The organism is Blautia sp. BIOML-A1 (assembly GCF_009883055.1).
Classification (GTDB): domain Bacteria; phylum Bacillota; class Clostridia; order Lachnospirales; family Lachnospiraceae; genus Blautia_A.
The window spans coordinates 39,507-66,400 of record NZ_WWVR01000020.1 but is presented as its reverse complement, the minus strand read 5'-3'; the positions used below and the strand labels follow the sequence as shown (position 1 = coordinate 66,400).

Sequence of the window (26,894 nt, the reverse complement as noted above, 5' to 3'; positions counted from 1 at the left end):
TTTTAAATAAAAAAGAAACCCCTTATCCCCTCATGAATGAGGGGCAGGGGAGCTGAAGTGTCGAAGACACTTTTTTACATGAGAAATAAATTATTCTGTTGTATTGCGGCGAATTAATATAGGTGTAATCTGTTTATGGATGGGTTCACCCAATGGTTTGGGAACACGCTTTTTCTGTTCCTCCATCTGCTGGACCAGAAGATCCATGGCAGTTTTTGCAATCACATCGATCTGCTGTCCGATGGTTGTGATCGGAAGGATTGCCTCGCTGGCAATCGGAGAATTGTCAAATCCAACAATCTCGTAAGTGGAAGGAAATGTCCCGTATTTTTGGAAAATTAAATTAAGAAACATATTAGCATAGGTATCGTTCGCAAGAAAGATACCTTTTTTTTGATCGGGGTATTTTGATTCTATCTTATTGAAAATCTCTCGGATTACATCTAAAAGCTCATGATAAGAATCACCTTTTACACTCAAATCTATATCATATGGCACATGATATTCTTCACAAGTTGCCTGAAAGGCCCGGATTCGGTCATAAGCCGGGGCGGATTTATTCACATTGACATTTATGTGAATTAATATATCACATTTATCTCGAATCAACAGAGAAGTAGCCTGAAGTGCTCCCATATAGTTGTCAGTATTGACGCTGCTGATATGCTCTGCTTCGCGTTCAATTGCGATGACAGGAATCTGGTAGGAAGCGAGTTTCTCAGATGGAAGAGTGTGACTTAAAACAATCAGTCCTTCAATCTGATAAGACAGAAGTTCTTCAATATACTGTTGTTCTTCTTCTGCGCCATGTTCGCTGACGAAAACAAGAAACTTATAATGATAATCACGGTAGCTGGAAAGGAGTTGTGTCAGCATCTCAGAATAATAGTGCAGGTAAAGATTCGGAACAATGATTCCAATAAATTCACTTTTTCCATTTGCCAGAACTTTTGCCAGCTTATTCTTTTTATATCCAAGTGTGTCAAGAGCCTGTGAAATCTTTTCCTGGTTTTCTAATGTAAGAGAATCAGGATGATTGAAGTATCTTGATATTGTAGTTTTTGAAAAATTGGTGTATTCCGCAATATCTGCAAAAGTTACCTGTTTCTTTTTACTCATAAAAGTTGAATCTCCTTCAATATGATGGCTGACGGTTAATAATATTTTTCAGTATAGCAATTTTGATGGAAAAACGCAACGATAAAATAACTGATTACGTAACCGGTTCTCATAAAATCAATGGAATGGAGGAAGAAGTGCATGAAAAGAATGCAAAATCAAGCAAAGTCCGTAAGCAAGCGAACGTGGAGAGAGAAGATGACTTATGTGAAGAAAAACTGGCAGTTATATCTTTTTTTCCTGGTGCCAGGACTTTTACTGACAATTATTTTTAAGTATCTCCCGATGGGAGGTCTTCTGATTGCTTTTGAAGATTACAATGTAATAAAAGGAGTTCTTGGTAGTCCCTGGGTAGGGCTTGAGTATTTCAGACGATTCTTATCTTCACCAGATTTCATGAACTATCTGATGAATACGTTGAAATTGAGTATCTATGGATTACTGTGGGGATTTCCGGTTCCAATCATTCTTGCATTGCTTCTGAATCGCATTCGTAAGACCGGAATTAAGAAGAAAGTGCAGCTTTTGATCTATATGCCAAACTTTATTTCAGTCATCGTGCTTTGTGGTATGGTTCGTATGCTTTTATCTCCTGTAGGCCCACTGAATAAAGTATTAGGAATCAGTACAAACTGGATGACAATGCCTTCTGCATTCCGGACAATTTACATTGCAAGTGGAATCTGGCAGACCGCAGGATGGGCATCTATCATGTACACAGCAGCACTGGCGAATGCCAGCAAGGAGCTGGAAGAAGCAGCCATCATGGATGGAGCGAATCTTCTGCAGCAGATCTGGTATGTAGAATTGCCGGCAATTAAGAATATCATTGTAATTCAGTTTATTTTGCAGGCTGGAAATATCATGAGTATTGGTTTCGAAAAAGCTTATGCTTTACAGACAGATATGAACCTTCCGGCATCAGAAATCCTGTCTACATATGTATACCGTATTGGACTTCTGAATGGAGACTATGGATATTCGACAGCAGTAGGTCTTTTCAATTCAGTTGTAAATGTTATCTTGCTGATCTTTGTGAACTGGGTTGTTAAGAAACTGAATGATGGAGAAGGATTATAGAAAAGAGGGAGAAGAGATGGAGAAAAAAAAGAGAAAATATTCAAGGACAGACAAAGTAATCCTTGGAATCGGATTTACTATTCTTGGTTTATTCGTCCTTTCTATAGCGATACCGATTATTTATGTAGTACTCGCATCCTTTATGGATCCTACTGTTTTGAATAACCAGGGATTGAGTTTTAACACTAAGGACTGGACATTAGACGCATATCGAAGAGTATTAGAGAACGAAATGATCTGGCGTGGATTTTTGAATTCCTTCCTGTATTCACTTGCATTTGCAGTAATTTCTGTTTTTGTGACATTACTGGCTGCGTATCCACTGTCAAAGAAGGAATTTGTAGGAAGAGACTTTTTCAATGTTATTTTCCTGATCACAATGTTCTTTGGTGGTGGAATGATTCCTACATTTATCCTGATCAATCAGCTGCACATGGTTAATACAGTGTGGGCAATCCTGATTCCAGGAGCATTTAATGTATGGAATATGATTCTTGCCAGAACTTATTATCAGTCAATCCCGACAGAATTAAGAGAAGCATCTGCGATTGACGGTGCAAATGAGATCCAGCATTTCTTTAAAATCATGCTTCCGGTATGTAAGCCAATCATCGCAGTACTGGCACTCTGGTCTTTTGTTGGAATGTGGAACAGTTATTTCGATGCAATGATTTATCTGAATGATGCAAATCTTCAGCCATTACAGCTGGTACTCCGTTCCATCCTGGTACAGAATACACCACAGCCTGGAATGATCGCTGATATTCAGAGTACAGCAGAAATGGCAAAAGTAGCAGAACAGCTGAAATATGCAACGATCGTAGTATCAAGTTTACCACTGTTAGTAATGTACCCATTCTTCCAGAAATACTTTGATGAAGGAATTATGGTCGGATCGGTAAAAGGCTAATAAGAAAGGAACGATACAGATATGAAGAAAAGAAAAGTAAATGCATTGCTTGCAATTGTACTGTCCCTGACGATGATGGTGGGAGTTGCAGGATGTGGAAAAAAGCAGCAGCTTGAGGCTGAAATTGATCCGGGTACACCTGTATCAGAGGTGCAGTTTCCATTAAAGGAAACTGCAGAGCTTTCCTTTATTACAAATGCACCGGCTACATCAACACAGGATCCGAATGAACGAGTAATTTTTCAGCGAATGGAAGAGCAGACCAATGTTCATATTGACTGGACTTGTTTTGTATCGGATCAGTTCTCTGATAAGAAGAATCTGGCGCTTGCACAATTTGGAAATTTGCCAGATGGATTATTCAATGCTGGAATGAGCGATTATGATCTGCTGCGTTATGCAAAACAGGGAATCATCATTCCACTGGAAAATCTGATAGATAAATATATGCCGAATTTACAGGCAGTGTTTGAAAAATATCCAGAATACAGGACAATGTGTACAGCACCGGATGGACATATTTATTCCTTCCCATGGATTGAACAGCTTGGTTCTGGAAAAGAAGCCATTCAGGCAATCGGAGACATTCCGTATATTAATAAAAAATGGCTGGATTATCTAGGACTTGAGATCCCGACAACAACAGATGAACTGGAACAGGTATTGATTCAATTCCGTGATCATGCAGAAGAGCTTGAAAAAGAATTTTCAATTGAAGGTGCTGTGATTCCAATGTCATTTATCATCAATAATGGTGACCAGGATCCGGCAATTCTGCTCAATGGATTTGGAGAAGGCTATGGAGATACAGGAGATCATTTCGCTGTAACGGATGAAGGAAAAGTTATTTATACAACCGTTCAGGAAGGATACAAAGAAGGAATTGAGTGGTTACATAAACTTGTAACAGAGGATCTGGTTGACCCGGAAGCATTTACACAAGAGTGGTCTACTTATGTCGCCAAAGGAAAGAATCACCGCTATGGTCTCTGCTTTACATGGGATATCGCCAATATTGATAATAATGAAGATTATGTTATGCTGCCGGCTCTGACAGGACCAGATGGTATGCGGAATATTACAAGACAGAACAACAGTGAAACAAGTGGATATGATCGTGGAAGATGTGTTCTTACATCCAGCTGCCGTAACACAGCACTTGCTGCTGCATGGATCGATCAGATGTATGCACCACTTCAGTCACCACAGAATAACTGGGGAACTTATGGAGAGAAGGATTCCTTTAACATTTTTGAACTGTCTACAAATAAAGAGGGTGGAGAAATGCTGAAACATATGGATCTGGGGGATCAGTCTCCGGTAGAAGTACGTGAAGCACAATCTGTAAATGGTCCTCTTGCAGTTCTGAATGAATATTATGACGTCTATGTAACACAGCCAGAGGATGCAAAATGGCGTCTGGACAATATGCATGAAACTTATTTACAGGATATGAACAGTAAATATGTTTATCCAAACGTATTCATGAGCATTGATGACACCAATAAAGTATCTCAGTATGATACAGATATCAAAAAATATGCAGAACAGAAGAAAGCAGACTGGATCCTGAATGGCGGAATTGAAAAAGAGTGGGATTCTTATCTGAAGAAAATGGAACAGTATGGACTTTCTGATTATATTTCAATTAAACAGAAATACTTTGATGAGTATCAGAAGTCGTTGAGTGAAGAAAAATAACGATACAAACAACAGGAGAATTTGCATGAGTGAGATGTTAGAAAAGGCTAGAAAATATGAAGTTGAACAGGGGCTGCAGATAAAAGCAGAGGATCGACCGGCTTTTCATGTGAGTCCATATGTTGGATGGATGAATGATCCAAATGGTTTTTCCTGTTATCAGGGAGAGTATCATTTGTTTTATCAGTATAATCCATATGATACACACTGGAACAGTATGCACTGGGGACATGTGGTAAGTAAAGATCTGCTCCACTGGGAATATCTTCCGGCAGCTCTGGCACCGGATGAAGATTATGATAAGATAGGATGTTTTTCAGGAAGTGCAATAGAACTGGACGACGGCAGACAGCTGCTGATTTATACTGCTGTAGATCAGGAGACGCTTGAAGATGGAACGGCAAGGGATATTCAGACACAGGCAGTGGCTGTTGGAGATGGAAAAAATTATAAGAAATATGAAAAGAATCCGGTTCTGACAGCCAAAGATCTGCCAGAAGGTGCAAGTAAAGTGGATTTTCGGGATCCAAAGATCTGGAAAGAAAAAGATGGCTACTTCTATTGTGTGATCGGAAGCCGTCCGGCAGATGGAAGTGGACAGATTCTTCTTTATAAAAGTGCAGATGGATTTGAATGGGAATTTGTCAGTGTACTGGCAGAAAATAAAAAACGTTATGGAAAGATGTGGGAGTGTCCGGACTTTTTTGAATTAGATGGAAAACATGTTCTTCTGACAAGTCCACAGGACATGTTGCCGGAAGGACTGGAGTTCCATAATGGAAATGGGACCTTATGTATCATCGGAGAGATGGATCCGGAGACACATACCTTAAAAGAAGAGACAGTACAAAGCGTCGATTATGGAATGGATTATTATGCAATGCAGACTTTGCTTGCACCGGATGGCCGTAGAATTATGATTGCCTGGATGCAGAACTGGGATACGACTGCCCATCGTTGTAATGACTCAAAATGGTTTGCGCAAATGAGTCTGCCGAGAGAAGTGTCTGTGAAAAACGGAAGACTTTATCAGACTCCGATCAAAGAACTCGATGCAATGCGTAAAGACAGAGTTGAGTACAACGATGTAGTAATAGATAATGATGCGATCACATTAGACAAAATCGAAGGACGAACTATAGATATGGAACTTGTGATACGTCCGGAAGATAAAGAAAATGTGTATAAGAAATTTGTATTACGTTTTGCACAAAATGAGAAGTTTTATACAGAATTAAGTTTCCGCCCGGATGAGTCTGTCCTGAAAATTGACAGAAAATTTTCAGGAACCGAACGAGCATTAGTTCATCAGAGAAGGTGTCTGGTAAATGGCGATGCCAATGAATTAAAGCTTCGTGTGATCTTGGATAGATTCAGTGCTGAAATATTTATTAATGACGGTGAGCAGGTTATGTCTGCTGTTATATTTACAGAACAAGAGGCAAAAGGAATTTCATTCTTTGCTGAAGGTGCAGCTAAAATCGATATAGTGAAATATAATTTGGTTTAGGACAAAAATTATATTGAAATTGAAGATGACATTCTGAAACTTTCTGTTCCGAAGAAAGCACCGAAAGTCGTTGAAGAAAAAGATGGTTATATCGCAATTGAAGGTTAACTTCCATTGCTTATTTTCCCCATATATATAGCCGGGATCCTTTCGGATCCCGGCCTTTTTGTGTGAAGAATTATGACTGGGCCAGTTCTCTGTCTTTGCCGATAAAGAAAAGGGCAATTGTATCAGGACCAACATGACTTCCGGTGCAGAAGTCGTAAGATGTGTTGATAAAATCACGTACGTTGATTTTTTCTCTTATTTTATCCATGATATAAAGAGAATCTTCGTAAGCGTCGGCATGTGCAATACCGATGATCTGTTCTTCAGGTTTTATAATATTATCACAAACCAGATTGATCAGAGTATTCAGGGCTGCTTTACGTCCACGGACATTTTTATAAGTTACAATATAGCCATCTTTGTTTCCTCTGAGAATAGGCTTGATTTTGAGAACATTTCCGATAGTGGCTATACTTCCCTTGATACGTCCGGTGCGGGAAAGGTATTTAAGATCTCCGACAGTAAAGACACCATTCATCTTGCCGACAAGGGGTTCTATAGAATCGGCGACTTCATCGACGGACATGCCTTTGTCACGCATGATACTTGCATAGATGGCAAGAAGTCCCTGAGCAAGAGATGCGTTGAGAGAATCTATCAGTCGTATTTTGCGGCCGGTTGTGTTCTGGCTTAATAATTCCTCAGCCGCTAATCTTGCAGAATTGAAATTTCCACTGATATTTTTGCTTAAGGACAAATACAGGACATCCTGATCAGCATCGAAGGCTTTCTGGAATTTTTCTTCAAAGGTCGCAGTGCTTATCAGACCTGTCTTGATCTCACAGCCTTTGCGCATGGCATCATAATATTCTTTGCCTTTTTCGCGTTCTTCTTCAGGTGAAAGATCAGGGTTGTAGCAGGTAACTTCTTTTCCGGAAATCAGATTCACAAAAGAAATTACATGAATATTATATTTTTTAGCGGTCACAGCCGGAAGATTGGCTGCGGAGTCAACAAAAATCTGAAACATGGTATATTTGATCCTTTCTGTGATATTCTATCTGAAACTGATACCAATGCCTACAGCACCGGGATCGGTATGGACGCTGACACTGGCAGAAATCGTTTTTTCTTCGGCTTTTTTAATAATGATCGTCTCCTAAAATATTAATTGATAACCGTGAAATGTTTGATTGTAAATAAAATGCTTTATAATAATGTGACAAATTGTAACACCAAATTTAAAATATTTCAATAGCTTATGCTGACCAGAATCACGTATCAAATCTTTACGTGCGTTCGACTTGAATTTATGCTAAAATAAGAGAATAAATAAGAATCAGGAGCAATAAGAAATGAACCAGAAAGATTTTAAAAACAAAAGTGAGATGCAGATATTCCTGTCATATTTTAAACCACACAGGAAGCTGTTTTTGCTGGATATGGTATGTGCTCTGGCAATAGCAGTAATAGATCTGGCATTTCCGTTTATTTCCAGGTGGTGTATGTACAAGCTGCTGCCGGATAATGCGTGGAGGACATTCTGGACGGTAATGGTCGTTGTGTTCTGTGCGTATATCCTGCGGTCAGTTTTTACCTATATTATTACTTACTGGGGACATACGTTTGGTGTGCGGGTGGAGACGGATTTCCGGCATGATCTGTTTCAGCACATTCAGGAACTGAGTTATGCATATTTTGACAATGCCCGTGTGGGGCAGCTGATGAGTCAGCTCACATCGGAGCTTTTTGACATTACGGAATTTGCACATCACGCACCGGAGGATATTTTTATATCGACAGTGACGATCATTGGTGCGCTGATCATTATGTTTACGATTCAGTGGAAACTGGCACTGGTGATCGCAGTGACGATTCCGATTTTTTTGCTGGTTGTGTGGAAATGTCGTTTCTCTATGCAGAATGCTTCGCGTAATGTCAAAAAAGAGATGGCATCTATCAATACAGATTTTGAATCCGGACTTTCCGGACTTCGTACAGCGAAGGCTTTTGCAAACGAGGAAAAGGAACTTAATAAATTCGACTCCGCGAATCTGAGTTATCGTGATTCCAAGGCGGATTTTTACAGGGCAATGGCACTTTTTAATTCGGTGATGGAATTTTTTATGTGCATTCTTTCTGTGATCGTGATTGCAGTTGGCGGTGCACTGATCATGTCAGAGCAGCTGAATATCATTGATCTGATCACATTCAGCCTGTATGTTTCTACATTTGTGAATCCGGTAAGGAAGCTTTCGACAACGGTGGAACTGATTGCAAACGGAACGGCCAGTCTTCACAGATTTGTGCAGCTGATGCGTACAGAACCGGCTTTGAAGGATGATCCGGATGCAGATGAGCTTCAGAATGTGGAGGGAAGAATTGATATTGAACATGTCGGGTTTGCCTATGAAGGAGATCAGGATGTGCTTCAGGATGTTTCTCTTCATATTAAACCAGGTGAAACGATTGCTTTTGTCGGCTCATCAGGCGGAGGAAAGACAACACTCAGTCAGCTGATCCCGAGATTCTATGATGTTACAGAGGGCAGTATTTCAATTGATGGTATGGATGTAAGGAAAGCAACGCAGGAATCTCTGCACAGAAACATTGGTGTTGTGCAGCAGGAGGTATTTCTTTTTGCGGACAGTATTGCAGAAAATATCCGATATGGAAAGCTGGATGCAACGATGGATGAGATCATCAGAGCCGCAAAGATGGCAGAAATCTACGATGACATCATGGAGATGCCAAAAGGGTTTGATACGAATGTCGGAGAGAGAGGAGCACTCCTTTCCGGAGGGCAGAAACAGAGGATTTCAATTGCACGTATTTTTCTCAAAAATCCGCCGGTGCTTATTCTTGATGAGGCAACCTCAGCACTTGACAGTGTGACAGAGGCAAAGATTCAGGAAACCTTCGAAAAGCTTGCGGTCGGAAGGACAACGATCATTATTGCTCACAGACTTTCTACAGTAAAAAATGCGGATAAGATTGTGGTGATCGAGCAGGGTCAGATCGTGGAAAAAGGAACACATGAGGAGCTGATGAGGGAGGCTGGTATCTATGCTTCTCTGGTCCATACACAGGAGTTAAAAGAATAAACAATATATATAAATACAAAAATATAAAAAATTTTAAAAATCTGCTTGCATTTTCTGGAAAATATGATATTATAGTAAATGCATTACAGATGCGGGTGTAGTTCAATGGTAGAACACCAGCCTTCCAAGCTGGATACGTGGGTTCGATTCCCATCACCCGCTTTTTTGCTACAATAAAATACTCCCTGACGATTCAGAACCTTATTTTTCATAAAAGGAACTGAAATGCCAGGGAGTTTTTTGGTTAAAAATGGAATTAGAAAAATTATCCTTCAATCACTTCTTTAATTGCATTGTAGAGTTCGTCATATGTCTCATATGCCGGGATTTCCGGATATTCGGATTTGATGGCATCTGTGCTCTTGAACAGGAATCCTGCCTTGCTTGCCTGGATCATGCCGAGGTCGTTGTGGCTGTCACCGCTGGCGATGGTGTCATATCCGATAGACTGCAGAGCTTTGACGGTTGTGTATTTGGATTTTTCGCAGCGCATCTTGAAATCGGTGATTTCACCGTTATCTGCGACAACAAGGGAATTGCAGAAGATTGTCGGATAGCCGAGTTTCTTCATCAGAGGACCTGCAAACTGAGAGAAGGTATCACTGATGATGATTACCTGTGTTAATTCTCTGAGTTTGTCGAGGAATTCTTTTGCACCCGGAAGCGGATCAATCCTGGAAATTGTTTCCTGAATTTCTTTCAGTCCAAGATTGTGCTCTTTCAAAATGTTGAGACGGTATTTCATTAATTTATCGTAATCCGGCTCATCTCTTGTTGTTCTCTTCAGTTCCGGAATACCGGTTTCTTCTGCGAATGCAATCCAGATTTCAGGTACCAGTACGCCTTCAAGGTCTAAACAAACAATTTCCATAATAATCCTCCGTTCTGAAACGACTTTAGTATTGTAATACGTTGACGCGTTTCTCTAAGTGTGTATTCAGGTATTATTATAACGGAAAGATCTCAAAACTTCTATATTAAATTTAGCGAAATGATAAAATAAAAAAACAGTCAGAATCACTATTGTATCTGAAAGTAAATCGGTGGTATGATAAACAGAAAATATCAGGCAATGAGTTATCCTCATTGCATCAGAGAAAGTTGGTAATTTGAAATGAAACAGGAAAATTATATAAAAGGAATGACGATGATCATTTTGTCAGCGTTTTTCTTTGCATGTATGAATGTAAGTGTGCGTCTGGCAGGGGATCTTCCATCTGTACAGAAGAGTTTTTTCCGTAATCTGGTGGCTGCTGTTTTTGCGGCAGCGATTCTGACCAGAAATCATATTGTACCAAGGGTGCAGAAGCAGTATCTGGGAATACTTTTTCTTCGATGTGCGTTTGGTACACTTGGAATACTCTGTAACTTTTATGCGATCGATCATTTGCTGGTAGCGGATGCCTCCATTCTGAATAAACTGTCTCCGTTTTTTGCCATCATTTTTTCGTTTCTGATCTTGAAGGAAAAAATCACACCGGTGCAGGGAGCCTGTGTATTCCTGGCATTTATCGGATGTCTGTTTGTTGTAAAACCAGGATTCCAGGATGCGGCACTGATCCCGGCACTTATTGGTGTCTGTGGAGGACTTGGAGCAGGAATTGCCTATACAATGGTGCGGGTACTTGGAACACATGGAATTAAGGGGCCTGTTATTGTGTTTTATTTTTCTGTGTTTTCCTGTCTGTTTGTACTGCCATATATGATTTTTCATTATGTGTCGATGACCTGGACCCAGATCGGAACGCTTCTGATGGCAGGTGCTTTTGCGGCAGGCGGACAATTTACGATCACGGCAGCGTATACATATGCGCCGGCAGGCAAGATATCGATCTTTGATTATTCGCAGATTATATTTGCAACACTTCTTGGATTTTTCCTTTTTGGAGAGATTCCGGATAAATACAGTTTCATAGGATACGGACTAATCATTCTGGCATCACTTGGAATGTTCCTTTATAACATGAAAGCAGCAGAGAAAAATTGATTCTCTGCTGCTTTTGCGTTATATGATCCTTGTGCAAAAGAATTATTGTTTTTCGCTGCGTAATTTCTCAATAAATCGCTGAAGATGTGACATTGCCAGTTTAAGATTCTCCAGAGAGTAAGCATACGAGATACGGATAAATCCTTCGCCGCATTTGCCGAAGGCAGAACCTGGAATGACAGCGACATGCTCTTCACGAAGGAGTCGTTCTGCGAATTCATCAGAAGTCAGGCCGAATTCTTTGATTGACGGAAAAACATAGAAGGCACCGAATGGCTCGAAGCATTCCAGACCCATTTCTTTGAAAGCATGCATCAGATAGCGGCGTCGTCCGTTGTAGGCTTCACGCATTTCCTGAACAGCTGTCTCACCGTTTCGAAGAGCCTCAATCGCTGCATACTGACTTGTAGTCGGTGCGGACATGATACCAAACTGATGGAGTTTAGTCATCTGTTTGATGAGCTCGGCAGGTCCGCAGGCATAACCAAGACGCCATCCTGTCATGGCGAAGGTCTTGGAAAATCCGTTCAGAAGAAGCGTACGCTCCTGCATTCCGGGAAGACTTGCGATGGATACATGTGGTTCATCATAGTAGGTAAGCTCTGCATAAATCTCGTCAGATACTACAATAAGATCATTTTCGATTATAACCTGAGCAATTTCTTCGAGATCCCTGCGCGACATGATGGAGCCGGTGGGATTGTTTGGAAATGGCAAGACAAGGATCTTGGTGCGCTCCGTGATTGCAGCACGCAGGTCATCAGCGGTCAGACGGAATTCATTCTCGGCTTTGAGATCGATGAATTTTGGTACGCCGTCTGCCATAATTGCACAAGGTTCATAGGCAACGAAAGATGGCTGAGGAATCAGAACCTCATCACCAGGCTCGAGCATGGCACGCATGGAAAGGTCAATCGCCTCGCTGCCGCCTACAGTTACAAGAATCTCTGTTTTTGGATCATAGGAAACATGATATTTATTCTGTACATATTTGCTGATCTCCTGGCGGAGTTCCAGAAGACCTGCGTTTGAAGTGTAATAGGTACGGCCCTTTTCCAGGCTGTAGATTCCCTCATCGCGGATATGCCAGGGAGTATTAAAATCCGGTTCACCGACGCCGAGAGAGATAACGTCATCCATTTCGCTTACGATGTCAAAAAATTTCCTTATTCCAGATGGCTGGATGGCTGCCACCTTGTCTGCGATAAGTTTTCTCAAGGTGTCACCAGCATCCTTTCGTCTTTGATTTTCTGATCAAAGATTGTACCATGATCTTTGTATTTCTTCAGAATGAAGTGAGTAGCGGTACTTAAGACAGAGTCCAGGGTGGAAAGTTTGTCCGTTACAAACTGGGAAACTTCTTTGAGAGTTTTGCCTTCCAGAATGACCATAAGGTCATAGCCGCCGGAGATCAGGTATACGGAACGGACTTCCGGATACTTGTAAATACGCTCGGCGATGGAATCAAATCCCTGACCGCGCTGTGGTGTTACGCGTACTTCAATCAAAGCAGTGACCATTTCGGAACTGGTCTTGTCCCAGTCAATCATGGTATGGTAGCCGCAGATAATCTTTTCCTCTTCCATTTTGCGGATCTCGTTTTCGACAACATCGGGTTCTGTACCAAGCAGAATGGCAATTTCTCTGGGATCCATTTTGCTGTTTTTTTCAAGATAGCTTAATATTTGTTTTCTCAAGATTATATCCTCCAAATTTAAGTCAGTAATCTGTGCCGGAGTGTTTCCGGAGATTAGTTCTATCATACCACGTTTGATAAAATTTTTACAGTAAAAACAAAAGGATATGCAAAATGATAAAAGTGGATTAAAACAGTAAAGTATATATTCTAAAATGATTGATTTCCATAAAAAGGATGATATAATAAGAGAAGCGTAACTGTTTACATAGTGAACGGTAACAGAGAAAAAGTCAGGAAATGATAAAGCTCAGGGAGGCAGAAGCAGAATGCAGATTACAAATGATATTTTATATGTAGGCGTAAATGACCACAAAGTAGATTTGTTCGAGGGTCAGTATGTTGTACCAAATGGAATGGCATACAACTCTTATGTGATCCGAGATGAGAAGACCGCAGTTATGGATACAGTAGATGCAGGATTTACGAAGGAGTGGCTGGACAATATCGCAGCAGTTCTCGGTGATGCGAAGCCGGATTATCTGGTAGTTCAGCATATGGAACCAGATCATGCGGCAAATATTGAGAACTTTATGAAGGTATATCCGGAGACAACAATTGTTGCAAACACCAAGACTTTTGGAATGATGAAGAATTTCTTCAGAGATATGGATCTTGAGGGAAGAACCCTGGAAGTTGGAAATGGTGAGTCTCTGACGCTTGGTAAACATGTTCTTACTTTTGTATTTGCACCGATGGTACACTGGCCGGAGGTTATGGTGACTTATGACAGTACAGACAAGGTACTGTTCTCCGCTGACGGATTTGGTAAATTCGGAGCTCTTGATGTAGAAGAGGACTGGGACTGCGAGGCTCGTCGTTATTATATCGGTATTGTTGGAAAATATGGACCGCAGGTACAGAAACTTCTCAAAGCAGCAGCAACTCTGGATATCCAGATTATCTGCCCTCTGCATGGACCGGTTCTGACTGAGAACCTGGGACATTATCTGGAGAAATATGATATCTGGTCCTCTTATAAAGTTGAGAGCGAGGGCGTTGTGATCGCATACTCATCTGTATATGGAAATACAAAGAAAGCAGTTGAAGTTCTGGCACAGAAGCTGGAAGAAAAGGGATGCCCGAAGGTTACAGTATTTGATCTTGCAAGAGATGATATGGCAGAGGCAGTAGCAGATGCCTTCCGTTATGGAAAGCTGGTTCTTGCATCCGTTACCTACAATGCAGATATTTTCCCGTTTATGAAGTTTTATATTGACCATCTGACCGAGAGAAATTATCAGAACCGTACAATCGGTCTGATCGAGAATGGAAGCTGGGCACCGAATGCAGCAAAGGTTATGGCTTCTAAATTTGAGAAGAGCAAAAATATCACATGGCTTGATACAACTGTAAAGATCATGTCTTCTTTAAGTGACGAAAATATTGAAGAACTGGATAAGATGGCAGAAGAACTCTGTAAATAAAATTATATAACAGCAACAGCCCCTGCGAGGATGGAGTCGCAGGGGCTGTTGTTGTCTGGAACGAAACGTTACTGTGAACAGTTACAACGAAACTACAATATTTTGACTTTTTACAGAATAACTATTGACAAATATTCTCAATTATCATAGGGTTAGTTCATACGTACTGAGAAAAAATATCAATAGACACAAGAAGAAAGAAGGAAGCAGATTATGACATCATTAAGAGAACTGCCCATCGGAAAAACTGCAACAATTCGTTCCGTTGGCGGTGAAGGAGCATTAAGGCAGCACTTCCTGGATATGGGTCTGATTCCAAAGGGAGATGTGACCATGGTGAAATATGCACCGATGGGAGACCCGATGGAGCTTCGTATCCATAGTTATGAACTGACACTGCGCCTTGCAGACGCCGAAAAGATAGAGATAGAGAATATTCGGGATGAAGTGAAGCCGTATGAGGGGAAGGCTGTGCACAAGAAAGATATTACCAAAGCGATTCCTCATCCGGGCCTGGGCGAGGGCGGTAAATATCATGAAAAGGAAAATGAACATCCATTGCCGGACAGTGAACTGCTTACATTTGCTCTTGCAGGCAATCAGAACTGCGGTAAGACAACATTGTTTAACCAGCTTACAGGTTCAAGTCAGCATGTGGGAAATTTTCCGGGGGTTACTGTAGACCGAAAAGACGGGATGATCAGAGGAAGAAACAATACACTTGTTACAGATCTTCCCGGAATCTATTCGATGTCACCGTATTCCAGTGAGGAGATCGTGACGAGGAATTTTGTTCTGGATGAACATCCGAAGGGAATTATTAATATTGTAGATGCTACAAATATAGAGAGAAACCTTTATCTGACCATGCAGCTGATGGAACTTGATATTCCGATGGTGCTTGCACTGAATATGATGGATGAGGTGAGAGAGAATGGAGGTTCCATTCTTGTCAACCGCATGGAGAAAATGCTGGGAATACCGGTTGTACCGATTTCAGCGGCCAAGAATGAAGGAATTGACGAACTGGTAGCCCATGCACTCCATGTTGCAAAATATCAGGAGAAGCCACAGAATATAGATTTCTGTGATGCGAATGAAGATGGTGGTGCAGTCCACAGATGCCTCCATGCAATCATGCATCTGATCGAAGACCATGCCCAGGCAGCAGAGATTCCGGTTCGCTTTGCGGCAGCGAAGCTGGCAGAGGGAGATCAGCTGATCATGGACAGTCTGAAGCTTGATCAGAATGAAAAGGAAATGTTGGAACATATTATTCAGCAGATGGAAAAAGAGCGAGGACTTGACAGAGCAGCGGCAATTGCCCACATGCGTTTTGATTTCATTGAAAGAGTCTGTGATGAAACTGTCGTGAAACCAAAAGAAAGTAAGGAACATCTTCGCAGTGTAAAGATTGACAGGATCCTCACGGGAAAATATACAGCAATTCCATGTTTTGTCGGAATCATGGGACTTGTATTTTTCCTTACTTTCAGTGTGATCGGTGCATTTTTCCAAAATCTGCTGGAGATGGGAATCACGGCACTTGGAAATTTTGTTGACAACTGGATGACATCGGCCGGGGTGAATGATGTACTGCATTCACTGGTGATCGACGGTGTGTTTAATGGTGTGGGAAGCGTGCTGAGTTTTCTGCCGGTCATCGTAACATTGTTTTTCTTCCTTTCTTTGCTGGAGGACAGTGGATATATGGCGCGAGTTGCATTTGTGATGGACAAACTGCTTCGTAAGATTGGGCTTTCCGGCAGAAGTATTGTACCGATGCTGGTAGGCTTTGGCTGTACTGTACCAGGTGTTATGGCAAGCCGTACACTTCCGTCAGAGAGAGACCGTAAGATGACAATTATGCTGACACCGTTTATGAGCTGTTCTGCGAAGCTCCCTATTTACGCATTTTTTGCAGCTGCATTTTTCCCTGGTCATGGCGCCATCGTGATGATCGCCTTATATTTTGGTGGAATCATAATGGGAATTCTGATGGCACTTCTGATGAGAAAAACTTTATTCAGCGGCGAGGCAGTTCCTTTTGTCATGGAGCTTCCAAACTACCGTATGCCGGGAGCAAAGAATGTAGGTCATCTGCTCTGGGATAAGGCAAAGGATTTCCTGCAGAGGGCATTTACAGTTATTTTTATGGCTACACTTGTTATCTGGTTTTTGCAGACCTTCAACACACATCTGAGTATTGTGACAGATTCGAAAGACAGCATTCTTGCTATGCTGGCAAGTGTTGTGGCACCGATATTCAAGCCGATGGGATTTGGTGACTGGAGGATTTCAACAGCACTGATTACAGGATTTATGGCAAAGGAAAGTGTCGTTTCCACCTTGTCTATTCTGTTTGGAAATACAGCAGTACTGCTAGATAGCATTACACCACTTTCGGCAGCGAGTCTTCTGGCTTTTTGTCTGCTATATACACCGTGTGTGGCAGCTATTGCTTCTATCAAGAGAGAACTTGGCAGTAAATGGGCGGCAGGTGTTGTGATCGGACAATGCGTGATCGCATGGCTGGCAGCATTGGTGGTTTATCTTGTGGGAGGATTGATTTTCTAACAGACAGTAGTTGTTTATTTTTGGAAACATTATTTCCGACAGCGGCTGACATTTAGAGCGAGCCCCATTTCACCGAGCAGGAAGACGATGGAAGTGCCACCGTAGCTTATAAAGGGCAGGGTGATTCCGGTGTTGGGTATTGTGTTGGTGACAACAGCGATATTCAGTATGACCTGGATTGCCAGATGTCCCATGATCCCGGCAGACAGAAGGGCTCCGGAAAGATCTGTGCTGTGCATGGAGATGACACAGAGCCTCCAGAGCAGCAGACCAAAAATAAATAGCAGAAGAATGGCTCCGATGAGTCCGAATTCTTCGCAGATAATAGAATAGATCATGTCATTCTGGGCTTCGGGTACGAAGCCCAGTTTTTGTATACTGTTTCCCAGTCCCCGTCCAAGAAGTCCACCGCTTCCAATCGCATAGAGTCCCTGGATAGTCTGAAATCCTTTTTCATATTTTTCTGGATTTCTCCAGATTGCCAGACGTTCAAGGCGATAGCTTTCGGCAGCCAGAAAAATGGTGATGAATCCAATGCCGGCACTGCCAAGAGCAAGAAACTGGAGATAGTGAGGTGAGGAAACAAATATCAGAATAACACCGATTCCAAGAATGATGATTGCTGTACTCAGGTTATTGGAGCCAACCAGACCGACGATAGGAAGAAGCGTAAACATAGTCCGAAACATAAACCAGAACCCGTCGATCTTTTTTCGAGAATTGTCAATCTGCCAGGTCAGAAAAAGAACAACAGCTACTTTGGCAAATTCTGATGGCTGGAAAGATAACGGTCCAAGGTTCAGCCATCGTTTTGAGCCATTGATCTCCTGCCCGAAAAGGAGTACAGCAGTTGATAACAGCATAGACAGGAAATATGCCGCCGGGGCAAGACGCACAAAGAAACGGTAACTTATATTTGAAACAAAGTACATCACGCCAAGTCCGAGTGAGGAGGCAAATAATTGTTTTTTGAAATAATAGGCAGAGTCATGAAATCGGACTCTGCCATTATATTCACTGGCACTGAAAAGAATAACAAGGCCCAAAACAGTAAGAAGCACTACCAGTGTCAGCAGGGTCATATCTGCCTGGAAAGAAGATTTTTCTCTGTTTTTTGACATGGCAGACTCCGAGATGGATTTTATTTAAAGTTATGGAAAAAATACAAAAAATATGCCTGCGGGATTACCGCAGGCTTTTTAGATAGATTTTCTGTTCTGGTGAGATCCGGTAGCTTTCAACGGCTTTTTGAATCGTTTTTCTGTGTACCCATTCTGAGAGTCGTCGTTCTTCCAGATATGGAATTGTTGCAGTCCATTGCTTTGCAAGAGCTGTTGCCAGATACCAGGCAATCATCATATTTACATAATATTCCTCTGAGGTTATATTGGCTGCCATTTCAAGATATTCCGGCTGAAAAGCATCATCCAGATAAAGTCTCATCAGCATACCGATTCCGTATCTAACAGTGTAAGTTTCACCAGATACGATCCAGTTCTGTATTTCCGACAGAAGTTCTCCGAGATGTTTTGCAAAACATTTCGGAGCAGGAAAATCACAGGTTGCCCAGTTATTTATGTATGGAAGAAATCTTTGGATCTCAGCAAGACAGGTCTCATAATCAGAAATAGAAGTAATGATCATCATATGCATATTATTTTCTTCATAGTATCGGTGCGGAAGCTGGGTAAGAAATTCCTCTGCACCTGGTGTTCTGGCAAATTCTTTTGTGAATTTGCGGAGAATCGGTGTCCGTATTCCTATGATGGTTTCTTTATCAATCCCCGGCATAAGTCTGCTGTGAAAATCCCGATACTTCAGATCCTGCATTTCAAATAATTGTTTTTCTAATTCTGTGATGCTCAGCATTTTTAGTCTTCAACAACCTCAAGTACGTCCATTGGGCATGCTTTTGCACAGATTCCGCATGCAATACATTTGGATGCCGGGTTCCCCTCAGTCTTAACGATCAGACCAAATGGACATGCTTCCGCACATTTGCCGCAGCCGGTACATTTCTTCTTGTTGATCATGTATACACCTTTTGCGTTCTGTGTGATAGCTCCTTCCGGACATGCTTCTGCACATTTACCGCACTGTGGGCAGGTCATTGGACGAATAGATTTCTTTTCTACAATCTCCAGACATGCAAGCTCCGGGTTGAAGGTTTTGTAGAATGCCTGAGAACAGGCATCAACACAGGCAAGACATGCCATACAGGTACTTCCTTTTTTTACTTTAAGTTTTTTCATTTGAATTCCCTCCGCGTGTTTTTTTCTTTTATTGTAACATTATTGATAATTTTACTCAATAAATTTTGTTTTTTTTATATATGAAATAATTTCTTGCCCCATATGTCTCGGGATTTTGTCATATCCATGACAAAACACCTCGCGGGATATTATTTGTGAACAGTAACTCTTGACTTCAAGTGCACTTCAAGTGATAATCTTGTATAAAAGAAAGTTGTAACTGTGAAGGTACTGAACCGTTACAGGAATACAAAAAAACACAGCGGGAGGAAAAGATATGTACACTGCATCAAAGGACAGATATACAACGATGGAATACAGCCACTGTGGAAACAGTGGACTGATGCTTCCAAAAGTATCGCTGGGATTATGGCATAATTTCGGTGACACTGCGAATTTTGAAAATATGAAGAAGCTTTGTTTTACAGCTTTTGATAATGGAATCACGCAGTTTGATCTGGCTAATAATTATGGACCGGAACCGGGAAGTGCCGAAAAAAACTTTGGCAGAATCCTGAAAGAAGATCTGGGTGTTTACCGTGATGAGCTGATCATCACTACAAAAGCAGGATATGAGATGTGGGATGGTCCTTATGGAAACTGGGGCAGTCGTAAATATCTTCTTGCGAGTCTTGATCAGAGTCTGAAACGTATGGGACTGGAGTACGTAGATATCTTTTATCATCACAGAATGGATCCGGATACTCCGCTGGAAGAGACGATGGGGGCACTGGCAAGTGCTGTGCAAAGTGGAAAGGCTCTGTATGTCGGACTTTCCAACTATGATGGAAAGACATTAAGTGAAGCAGCCGCAATCCTTAAAGACCTTCATTGTCCGTTTGTGATCAACCAGAACCGTTATTCTATCTTTGACAGAACTGTAGAGAAAAATGGCCTCAAAAAAACAACGGGTATTCTGAAGAAAGGATTGATTACATTCAGTCCTCTTGCACAGGGACAGTTGACGGATCGTTATCTGAATGGTATTCCAAAAGACAGTCGTATCAGGACAGACGGAAGATTTCTGAAAGAAAGCATTCTCGATGAGCACAGAATGGATCAGATCCGTAAGCTGAATGAACTGGCAGCACAGCGTGGAGAGAAACTTGCGGATATGGCTCTTGGATGGCTTCTTCAGAAGGAAGAGGTAACAAGTGTACTGATCGGTGCTTCAAAGCCTCAGCAGATTCTTGATAATATAAAGGCAGTCAGCTGTGCTCCGTTTACGAAGGAAGAACTGAAACAGATTGATGAAATCTCATTGAACTAAAATAAAAGAGTATAGTTTGAAATTAGAGGGAATGTTTGTAAGAATCCCCTGCATACACTGTAAAAACGGTGTCTTCGGGGGATTTTCCTTTGAAAGATTATATTGAAGAGCGGGCGGTGGAAGTTGCGTGTTACATAATTGAAACCCGTGCCACAGTGCGCCAGGCGGCAAAGAAATTTGGGATAAGCAAGAGTACGGTACATAAAGACTGTGCGGAACGATTGCGGACGATTAATCCTTCTCTGGCAGCAGAAGTGCGGAAGATCCTGGATGTGAATAAGCAGGAACGGCATATCCGGGGCGGACTGGCTACGAAAGAAAAGTATCTTCATATGGCGAGATGAAAAAAGCAGCTGGATTACAGCTGCTTTAATACATTGAGTAAACGGGCGTTGTCCTCTGGCATCATGATGCAGAAACGGATAAATTCTCCTTCCAGACACTGGAAAGAAGCACAGTCACGAATCATAAGTCCCTGTTTGATGCAGGCTTCGAAGACATCGAAAGAGGTCAGTCCCGGTTTCTGGATCTTGAGCAGGATGAAGTTGGCATAAGCCGGATAAACCTTATAGGTTGAAATCTCTTTTAGTTCCCTGTAAAGTTTTTCCCTTTCGGAAAGAATAAGATTTCTGGTAGCCTGAATATATTCCTGATCTTTGAGCATCAGTTCACCGGCATAGGCACCAAGGCTGTTTAAGGACCATGGAGTTTGTTTTTCTTTCATTTTGGAAAGGAAATCCATATTTCCGGTAATGCCATATCCGAGACGCATACCCGGGGCAGCATAAAATTTGGAAATACCACGCAATACCATGAGATTGGAAAATTCTCTGGTAAGCGGAACCGCGGTGATTTTGTCAATTTCCGGTGCGAATTCAACATAGGTCTCATCGATCATTACAAAAATATCATGATTGCTGCAGAAAGTGAGCAGTTTTCTGAGCTCTTCCTGAAAAATTGCAGAGGAGGTTGGGTTGTTGGGATTGCAGAGGATAAGAAAATCATAATTGTCAGCAAGTGTTTGGCAGAGATCATCAACATCCAGACAGAAATCCTGTTCCTCCCGCAGATGATAATATTCCTGCGTGCTTCCGGAGAAAGAAAGTTCGCGGGAGTATTCAGAATAAGTAGGTCCAAGAATCAGGGTATGCTTAGGTGCTTTTTCCTGAATCAACAGAGAAATCAGTTCGCTGGATCCATTTCCAGGAAGGATAAAATCAGCTGGAATATGGCAGTATTCTGAGATCGTATTACGAAGAGTTGTATAGTTTCGATCCGGATACGAAGAAAACAGATCAATATGAGAAGCAAGCGCTTCTCTGACATTGGATGAAAGGCCAAGGGGATTGACATTGGCTCCGAATTTTATGATATCTTCTTTATTTAAATGATAATAACTGCAGATTTTTTCTATATCACTTCCGTGGAAAACCATTTTGGTAGTCATAGTTGCATACTTCCTTACATTTTTTAGTTTAGTACTATCATAAAGCATTGAAGATATATCCGCAAGTAGATAAACTTGCTTTTCCGATGGATTTTGCATATAATAGATTTCATATTATCATAAAAGTAAAAAGACAGAGTGAGAAAACTCTGTCTTTTATTCAGCTAAATGGGGGATAGATATGCGATTAGAAAAAGTACAGGATGCGTTAAGAGCCAAAAATATTAAATACGAATATACAGAGGAAGACGGATGTGGAAGTCTGGATTTTATGTTTCGTGGTCTGAAATTTCATGTATGGGAATATCATGATGGAGTCTGGGGTGCAGAGACCAATATTTATGAGGCGGGAAGAAGCCAGGATATCGAGGGCGACTATGAAGCTGAGATATCTGCAGAGATTTTTTCCTGGCCGGATATGATAAATAATTAAAAGACAGGAGTAGGAAAACTATGAAACTAATGAATATTGCTGATGAGGGGATGCGGTATAAATCACAGCTATATGAATTGTATGAGATGGCTTTTCCGGAGCAGGAGAAAAAACCGCTTCACGTAATGGAACAGCTTGTAGAAGACGGTAAGATGGAAATGCTTGCAATAGTAGATGGAGATGAGTTTGTAGGACTTGCCATCAATATGCTTAGTGGAAATTGTGCACTGCTTGATTACTATGCAATCATACCGGAAAAACGAAGCGGAGGTTATGGAAGTAAAGGTTTGGAAGTTCTGCTTGTACATTTTAAAAATCAGAAATATATTTTTGAGATAGAAATTCAGGATGAACAGGCAGACAATGCACAGGAACGTAAACGAAGAAAAGCATTTTATCTTCGAAATGGACTGAAAGAGACAGGATTGTTTGCGAATGTGTATGATACGGATTTTGAAATTCTTACACCCGATGGAGAACTTACATTTCAGGAATATGTGGATTTCCTGAGAGAAGTGCTGGGTGAGGAGTATGTGCAGTTCCTGAATCCGACTTTACTTTCAGAAACAAAATAAAACAAAAGATAAAATAAACGGGGAGAATTATGGGAGAACATATAGTTTTAGTGTATCTGGTTGTGTGTCTGTTTGTATTTCTGGCGGGATTTGTAGATTCTATTGCAGGAGGTGGAGGGCTGATCTCTCTGCCGGCATATATGATCGCGGGACTGCCTGCACATACGGCAATTGCGACAAATAAGATCAGCAGTGCCATGGGAACGACGGTTTCCACTTTCTATTATCTGCGTCAGGGATTTATGAAATGGAAAATCTGCGTACCGGCCATTGTAGCTGCAATCGCGGGCTCTTCACTGGGTGCGAAGATTACTCTGATGATAGATGAGAAAGTTTTAAAGATAGCCATGCTGGTCGTACTTCCGGTCATTTTATTTTATGTGCTGAGAAGCAAAGCACTTCAGGAAAAGCCGGATTATGAAATAGTAGATAAAGTAACCCGAAATCTGATCATGAAGTGTATAGGAATTGCATTTGTAGTTGGAATATATGACGGAATCTATGGACCGGGAACAGGAACCTTTCTTATGCTGCTGTTTACAGCCTTTTGTCATTTATCACTGAATGATGCGGCAGGAACCACAAAGGCGATTAATCTTACTACAAACATTTCTGCACTTGCAGTATTTTTGTTCAATGGAGCGGCATATATTCCTCTGGGTGTTGCGGCAGGCTGCTGCAACATGGTTGGAAATTATCTGGGAAGTCATTGCTTTACAAGCAATGGAAGTAAAATTGTAAAACCGGTCATGGTGGTTGTGATCGTAATCTTTTTTATAAAAGTAGTGACGGAATTAATTGGATAAACAGAAGAGTAAGACCGGGGTGTTAATAGCCTCGGTCTTTTATAAATTCGTAGGTTCGTCTGCGATTGTTATGGTCATGATAGGCAAAATAGTTTTTCCTCATATCTGCGTACTGCGGCTTTTCTTTGAAACCATTTTTCGCATATTCGGAAATTTTCTGAAGTAGAGCTGTTCTTGTCGTGCAGCGTTCACCAAAAAGATCCTTCTCCATATCGATATAGCTTCCGCAGGTTTCGTTGTATTTCTCCAGATCAAACTGATAAAAGAGAATTGGTTTGCCCAGATAATATGCATCCCATGACACACTGGAGTAGTCCGTGATCAACATGGAGCATTTCATGATAAGCTGATTAAGCGGTACACTTCCAAATGGGATCAGCCTGATCTGAGAATCTTCTGTATGGAAAGAGGAGATATATTCCCGGAGTTTAGGATGAATATAAAAGATCAGTTCCGTATGGGAACTGTGCAAAAACTTCTGAAGCTCCGGATCGTTGAGAAGAGCTGTATATTCCTGGTAATATTGGCTCTGACAGAAAAATTCATCACTCTGGTCTTCCAGCCAGCTTCTCCATGTAGGCATGACAAGGATGGAGGGATGTGCAGGATCTGATTTATCTTTTAAAACATCCCAGCGGCTGAGTCCGGTTACAGGAATCTGTTCGGGCTTATAACCGAAATTCTCTTCAATGATGGATTTTTCCATTTCGGAAGAAGCAGTAAAATATGTCATGGAACTTGCACCTTTAGCTCCAAAAAGATTTTCCACCCGTTTCAGTGCCAGCACACCATGCTGGAGGAAATAGATATCGTGTTTATTGATCTCCCGGGAAATCAGATTTGGCATAGGTTTCCAGACGAATGCATGAAGCCGGCTATCTGATGCAACATATAATTCGGATGTGATCAGATACAGAAGGTGTCGGAAACTTAAAAAAGGAATAACATTGGAATGATATTTACGGGTATCCTTCCATTGAGGAGAAGATTTATCCAGTATGAAGAAAATGTTTTTTCGTTCTTTCTCTGGAAGGTATTTCATACAGTACTGAAAAAAATAAAAGCCGTTATCCTGAGCGGAGACACAGTATTTTTCATAAATAAGCCAGATATGGCACTTTTTCCAGAATGGATGCAGCAATTTGCCAAGCCCGAAAGCCAGAAGTTCTTTAAAATGAAAACTCGGGCTGTCACAGGAGCGCAGAGGACGGCTTCGAAGGATGAAACGATGTCCTGTGCTTCCCATAGGGAAAAACAGACAGCCATTTTGGGAAATACAGTAGTTTCCGAGGATGAGCTGTGTACGCAGTCTGGCACCGAGAATTACCGTCCAGGATTCTGAAGTCTTATCGGAACGAATCAGCAGATCCCAGTCATTTTCACCATTTTCCAGAACAGAAACATCCATCTGGAAAATCAGTTTCTGGGAAGTCCTGGAAATACACCTGAGAGGATGATGGAAATCCTGTGAAGAATTCTGATAATAAAGTTCTGCCCGAAGTTTCAGGTCAGGTTTTGGAAGCTGAATCGTAAGATATAGCTGAGTTTTATTTATTTTAATATGAGTGACATATAATATGTGTTCCATGAAAAAACTCCCTGTCATGTGAATTTTAATTGAAAAAAATTAGTAACTATTCAGAAGGTAGTATTCCGCGAGGTGTTTTGGAATGCATTTTGACTCGTGACTGTGAGGGTGCTGAACAGTTACAAAAATTATACAAAACAGACGGTTAATTTGCAAGACAGTACCTTCCATTGACAATGGATAAGAAAGTGAGATAGAATGATATTCAGTGATAACAGAAAAATGATGAGGAAGAACAGATGGAGAGAAAATTAAAGTTTACCAAAGCAAATACGGCTGCGGTGAAAGGAATTGCAATTATATTTCTGATTTTATATCATGGATTTTCAATAAAAAGCAGGCTCTATGGCTATCCGGTAAGCTTCTGGCCATTGTCAGAGACAACTGCTATGGCAATCTGCCGTGTGATGGTCCAATGTGTGGGAATTTTTGCTTTTCTGTCAGTATATGGTCTTACTTTGTCAATGAAAGCTCAGTATCAGGATTATGAATTTACAGGGCATGAGGCAACTTTGTTTGTGCTGAAACGTTATGTGAAGCTTGTCCTCTCTTTTACCATACCGTTTTTGTTCTGTATGGGAGTCACATATTTGACGCATACTTCTCGTTACAGCGATGGTTTTTCAATCAATCTGATCAATGCAGGAATGGATTTTCTTGGTCTGAGTCATCTTTTTGGAACACAGATGCAGATCAATACCTGGTGGTATTTAAGTCTTGAGGTTCTGCTGATTTTCTTTATGCCGTTTCTGGTCAGATTTTATAAAAGATATGGATGGCTGATGGTTTTTATGTTTCTGCTTGTCGGAAGTTTTATGCTGGAGAAGCACGTACATCTCACAAAATATTTATTTGTAGCTCCGCTGGCAGTCTGCTTTGCAGATCAGAACGTTTTGGAACGGCTCAAAGCATTTTGTATTGTAAAGAACAGGTTCTTGAATAAAATTCTGAAGCTTATTTTGTGTACCGGTATATTATATGTCCTTTGTAAGATGTTTAATATGAAATGGGGAACGGATCATTTTGAGTTCGTACTCAATGGCACGATACCGGTGCTGATCGTTTATATGTCATATGAGTTTGTGATTGAGATTCCGGGGATCCGCCAGATCTTGGAGTTTATAGGAAAACATTCTGCGAACATTTTTTATATCCATACGTTTATAAGAGCAGTATGGTGTAAGGAGTTCACATATTCACTTGGACATGCGGCAGTTATATGGCTGTTTATACTGCTGAGCAGTCTTGCAGTTTCAGTCATGCTTGGCTTTGTGCAGAAGTTAATACATTTTGATCAGTTTTCTGCATGGCTTACAAAGAGGATTCTTGGTTTTGCAGATCGGAATTTATAAGAAAAACGCAGT

At 41.2% G+C, this 26,894-nt stretch carries 23 protein-coding genes, 1 tRNA gene and 1 pseudogene; 15 read left to right on the top strand and 10 right to left on the bottom strand.

Going from position 1 to position 26,894, the window contains the following annotated elements; genetic code table 11:
* Window positions 1-90 precede the first annotated feature (90 nt).
* Complete coding sequence (locus tag GT674_RS10390) at window positions 91-1,119, bottom strand: LacI family DNA-binding transcriptional regulator (protein ID WP_161285626.1); 1,029 nt, start codon at window positions 1,117-1,119, stop codon at window positions 91-93.
* A 141-nt stretch (window positions 1,120-1,260) separates the two neighbouring features.
* Between GT674_RS10390 and GT674_RS10385 the strand changes: the two genes are divergently transcribed.
* Genes GT674_RS10385 through GT674_RS10370 form a run of 4 tightly spaced genes read left to right on the top strand, consistent with a single transcriptional unit; the run spans window position 1,261 to window position 6,320 of the window.
* Window positions 1,261-2,199 carry an ABC transporter permease gene (locus tag GT674_RS10385; protein ID WP_161285625.1) on the top strand — a complete coding sequence of 313 codons (939 nt, stop codon included), beginning with the start codon at window positions 1,261-1,263 and terminating at the stop codon, window positions 2,197-2,199.
* A 16-nt stretch (window positions 2,200-2,215) separates the two neighbouring features.
* The gene (locus GT674_RS10380) at window positions 2,216-3,109 is read left to right on the top strand and encodes a carbohydrate ABC transporter permease (protein WP_118697337.1); all 894 of its coding nucleotides are present in this window, start codon (window positions 2,216-2,218) and stop codon (window positions 3,107-3,109) included.
* Window positions 3,110-3,130: 21 nt separating this feature from the next.
* Window positions 3,131-4,810, top strand: coding sequence for an ABC transporter substrate-binding protein (locus GT674_RS10375; RefSeq protein ID WP_161285624.1), 1,680 nt, complete (start codon window positions 3,131-3,133; stop codon window positions 4,808-4,810).
* Window positions 4,811-4,835: 25 nt separating this feature from the next.
* Entirely contained in the window at window positions 4,836-6,320 is a 1,485-nt protein-coding gene (locus GT674_RS10370) for a glycoside hydrolase family 32 protein (RefSeq protein WP_161285623.1), read from the top strand.
* Window positions 6,321-6,498: 178 nt separating this feature from the next.
* Here GT674_RS10370 and GT674_RS10365 read toward each other — a convergent pair whose 3' ends face one another.
* A complete protein-coding gene (locus tag GT674_RS10365; RefSeq protein ID WP_161285622.1) occupies window positions 6,499-7,398 on the bottom strand; it encodes a DegV family protein in 900 nt (299 codons plus the stop codon).
* Between the two features lie 325 nt (window positions 7,399-7,723).
* Here GT674_RS10365 and GT674_RS10360 point away from each other — a divergent pair, with 325 nt between their 5' ends.
* Both GT674_RS10360 and GT674_RS10355 read left to right on the top strand, forming a co-directional pair.
* Window positions 7,724-9,472, top strand: a complete 1,749-nt coding sequence (locus GT674_RS10360; protein ID WP_161285621.1) for an ABC transporter ATP-binding protein — start codon at window positions 7,724-7,726, stop codon at window positions 9,470-9,472.
* Between the two features lie 91 nt (window positions 9,473-9,563).
* Window positions 9,564-9,634 (top strand) — tRNA-Gly (locus GT674_RS10355).
* A 103-nt stretch (window positions 9,635-9,737) separates the two neighbouring features.
* Here the strand turns inward: GT674_RS10355 and thrH are convergent.
* Window positions 9,738-10,343 (bottom strand): bifunctional phosphoserine phosphatase/homoserine phosphotransferase ThrH, encoded by a 606-nt coding sequence (gene thrH / locus GT674_RS10350; protein WP_161285620.1) that lies wholly within the window; start codon window positions 10,341-10,343, stop codon window positions 9,738-9,740.
* A gap of 243 nt (window positions 10,344-10,586) precedes the next feature.
* Between thrH and GT674_RS10345 the strand changes: the two genes are divergently transcribed.
* Window positions 10,587-11,459, top strand: a complete 873-nt coding sequence (locus GT674_RS10345; protein WP_161285619.1) for a DMT family transporter — start codon at window positions 10,587-10,589, stop codon at window positions 11,457-11,459.
* Between the two features lie 42 nt (window positions 11,460-11,501).
* Here the strand turns inward: GT674_RS10345 and GT674_RS10340 are convergent, their stop codons facing one another.
* Complete coding sequence (locus tag GT674_RS10340) at window positions 11,502-12,677, bottom strand: aminotransferase class I/II-fold pyridoxal phosphate-dependent enzyme (protein WP_161285618.1); 1,176 nt, start codon at window positions 12,675-12,677, stop codon at window positions 11,502-11,504.
* On the bottom strand, window positions 12,674-13,156 hold the full coding sequence (locus tag GT674_RS10335; RefSeq protein WP_227240237.1) for an Lrp/AsnC family transcriptional regulator: 483 nt from the start codon (window positions 13,154-13,156) through the stop codon (window positions 12,674-12,676). The genes GT674_RS10340 and GT674_RS10335 overlap by 4 nt, the downstream gene beginning before the upstream one ends.
* Before the next feature lie 268 nt (window positions 13,157-13,424).
* On the opposite strand from GT674_RS10335, the pseudogene GT674_RS10330 reads away from it, so the two are divergent.
* Both GT674_RS10330 and feoB read left to right on the top strand, forming a co-directional pair.
* Window positions 13,425-14,579: pseudogene (locus GT674_RS10330) on the top strand (FprA family A-type flavoprotein); the annotation flags it as partial.
* 216 nt (window positions 14,580-14,795) lie between these two features.
* Entirely contained in the window at window positions 14,796-17,159 is a 2,364-nt protein-coding gene (gene feoB, locus GT674_RS10325; RefSeq protein WP_161285616.1) for a ferrous iron transport protein B, read from the top strand.
* Window positions 17,160-17,188: 29 nt separating this feature from the next.
* On the opposite strand, the gene GT674_RS10320 is transcribed toward feoB, so the two are convergent.
* From GT674_RS10320 to GT674_RS10310, 3 genes are all read right to left on the bottom strand, one after another.
* The gene (locus GT674_RS10320) at window positions 17,189-18,280 is read right to left on the bottom strand and encodes an FtsW/RodA/SpoVE family cell cycle protein (protein WP_161285615.1); all 1,092 of its coding nucleotides are present in this window, start codon (window positions 18,278-18,280) and stop codon (window positions 17,189-17,191) included.
* Window positions 18,281-18,344: 64 nt separating this feature from the next.
* Window positions 18,345-19,028, bottom strand: coding sequence for a DNA alkylation repair protein (locus tag GT674_RS10315; protein WP_173901624.1), 684 nt, complete (start codon window positions 19,026-19,028; stop codon window positions 18,345-18,347).
* A 2-nt stretch (window positions 19,029-19,030) separates the two neighbouring features.
* On the bottom strand, window positions 19,031-19,411 hold the full coding sequence (locus GT674_RS10310) for a 4Fe-4S binding protein (protein WP_161285614.1): 381 nt from the start codon (window positions 19,409-19,411) through the stop codon (window positions 19,031-19,033).
* A 277-nt stretch (window positions 19,412-19,688) separates the two neighbouring features.
* Here GT674_RS10310 and GT674_RS10305 point away from each other — a divergent pair, with 277 nt between their 5' ends.
* Together GT674_RS10305 and spoIIID are read left to right on the top strand one after the other, a co-directional pair.
* A complete protein-coding gene (locus tag GT674_RS10305) occupies window positions 19,689-20,681 on the top strand; it encodes an aldo/keto reductase (protein ID WP_161285613.1) in 993 nt (330 codons plus the stop codon).
* 89 nt (window positions 20,682-20,770) lie between these two features.
* Window positions 20,771-21,025, top strand: a complete 255-nt coding sequence (gene spoIIID / locus GT674_RS10300) for a sporulation transcriptional regulator SpoIIID (RefSeq protein WP_161285612.1) — start codon at window positions 20,771-20,773, stop codon at window positions 21,023-21,025.
* Window positions 21,026-21,039: 14 nt separating this feature from the next.
* On the opposite strand, the gene GT674_RS10295 is transcribed toward spoIIID, so the two are convergent.
* Complete coding sequence (locus GT674_RS10295) at window positions 21,040-22,128, bottom strand: pyridoxal phosphate-dependent aminotransferase (RefSeq protein ID WP_161285611.1); 1,089 nt, start codon at window positions 22,126-22,128, stop codon at window positions 21,040-21,042.
* A gap of 181 nt (window positions 22,129-22,309) precedes the next feature.
* Between GT674_RS10295 and GT674_RS10290 the strand changes: the two genes are divergently transcribed.
* Genes GT674_RS10290 through GT674_RS10280 form a run of 3 tightly spaced genes read left to right on the top strand, consistent with a single transcriptional unit; the run spans window position 22,310 to window position 23,942 of the window.
* Window positions 22,310-22,561, top strand: coding sequence for a kinase (locus tag GT674_RS10290; RefSeq protein WP_161285610.1), 252 nt, complete (start codon window positions 22,310-22,312; stop codon window positions 22,559-22,561).
* 20 nt (window positions 22,562-22,581) lie between these two features.
* The gene (locus GT674_RS10285) at window positions 22,582-23,136 is read left to right on the top strand and encodes a GNAT family N-acetyltransferase (RefSeq protein WP_161285609.1); all 555 of its coding nucleotides are present in this window, start codon (window positions 22,582-22,584) and stop codon (window positions 23,134-23,136) included.
* Window positions 23,137-23,165: 29 nt separating this feature from the next.
* Window positions 23,166-23,942, top strand: a complete 777-nt coding sequence (locus GT674_RS10280; RefSeq protein ID WP_161285608.1) for a sulfite exporter TauE/SafE family protein — start codon at window positions 23,166-23,168, stop codon at window positions 23,940-23,942.
* Between the two features lie 22 nt (window positions 23,943-23,964).
* Here GT674_RS10280 and GT674_RS10275 read toward each other — a convergent pair whose 3' ends face one another.
* Window positions 23,965-25,530, bottom strand: coding sequence for a CDP-glycerol glycerophosphotransferase family protein (locus GT674_RS10275; protein WP_161285607.1), 1,566 nt, complete (start codon window positions 25,528-25,530; stop codon window positions 23,965-23,967).
* Between the two features lie 239 nt (window positions 25,531-25,769).
* On the opposite strand from GT674_RS10275, the gene GT674_RS10270 reads away from it, so the two are divergent.
* Complete coding sequence (locus GT674_RS10270) at window positions 25,770-26,882, top strand: acyltransferase family protein (RefSeq protein ID WP_161285606.1); 1,113 nt, start codon at window positions 25,770-25,772, stop codon at window positions 26,880-26,882.
* Window positions 26,883-26,894 lie beyond the last annotated feature (12 nt).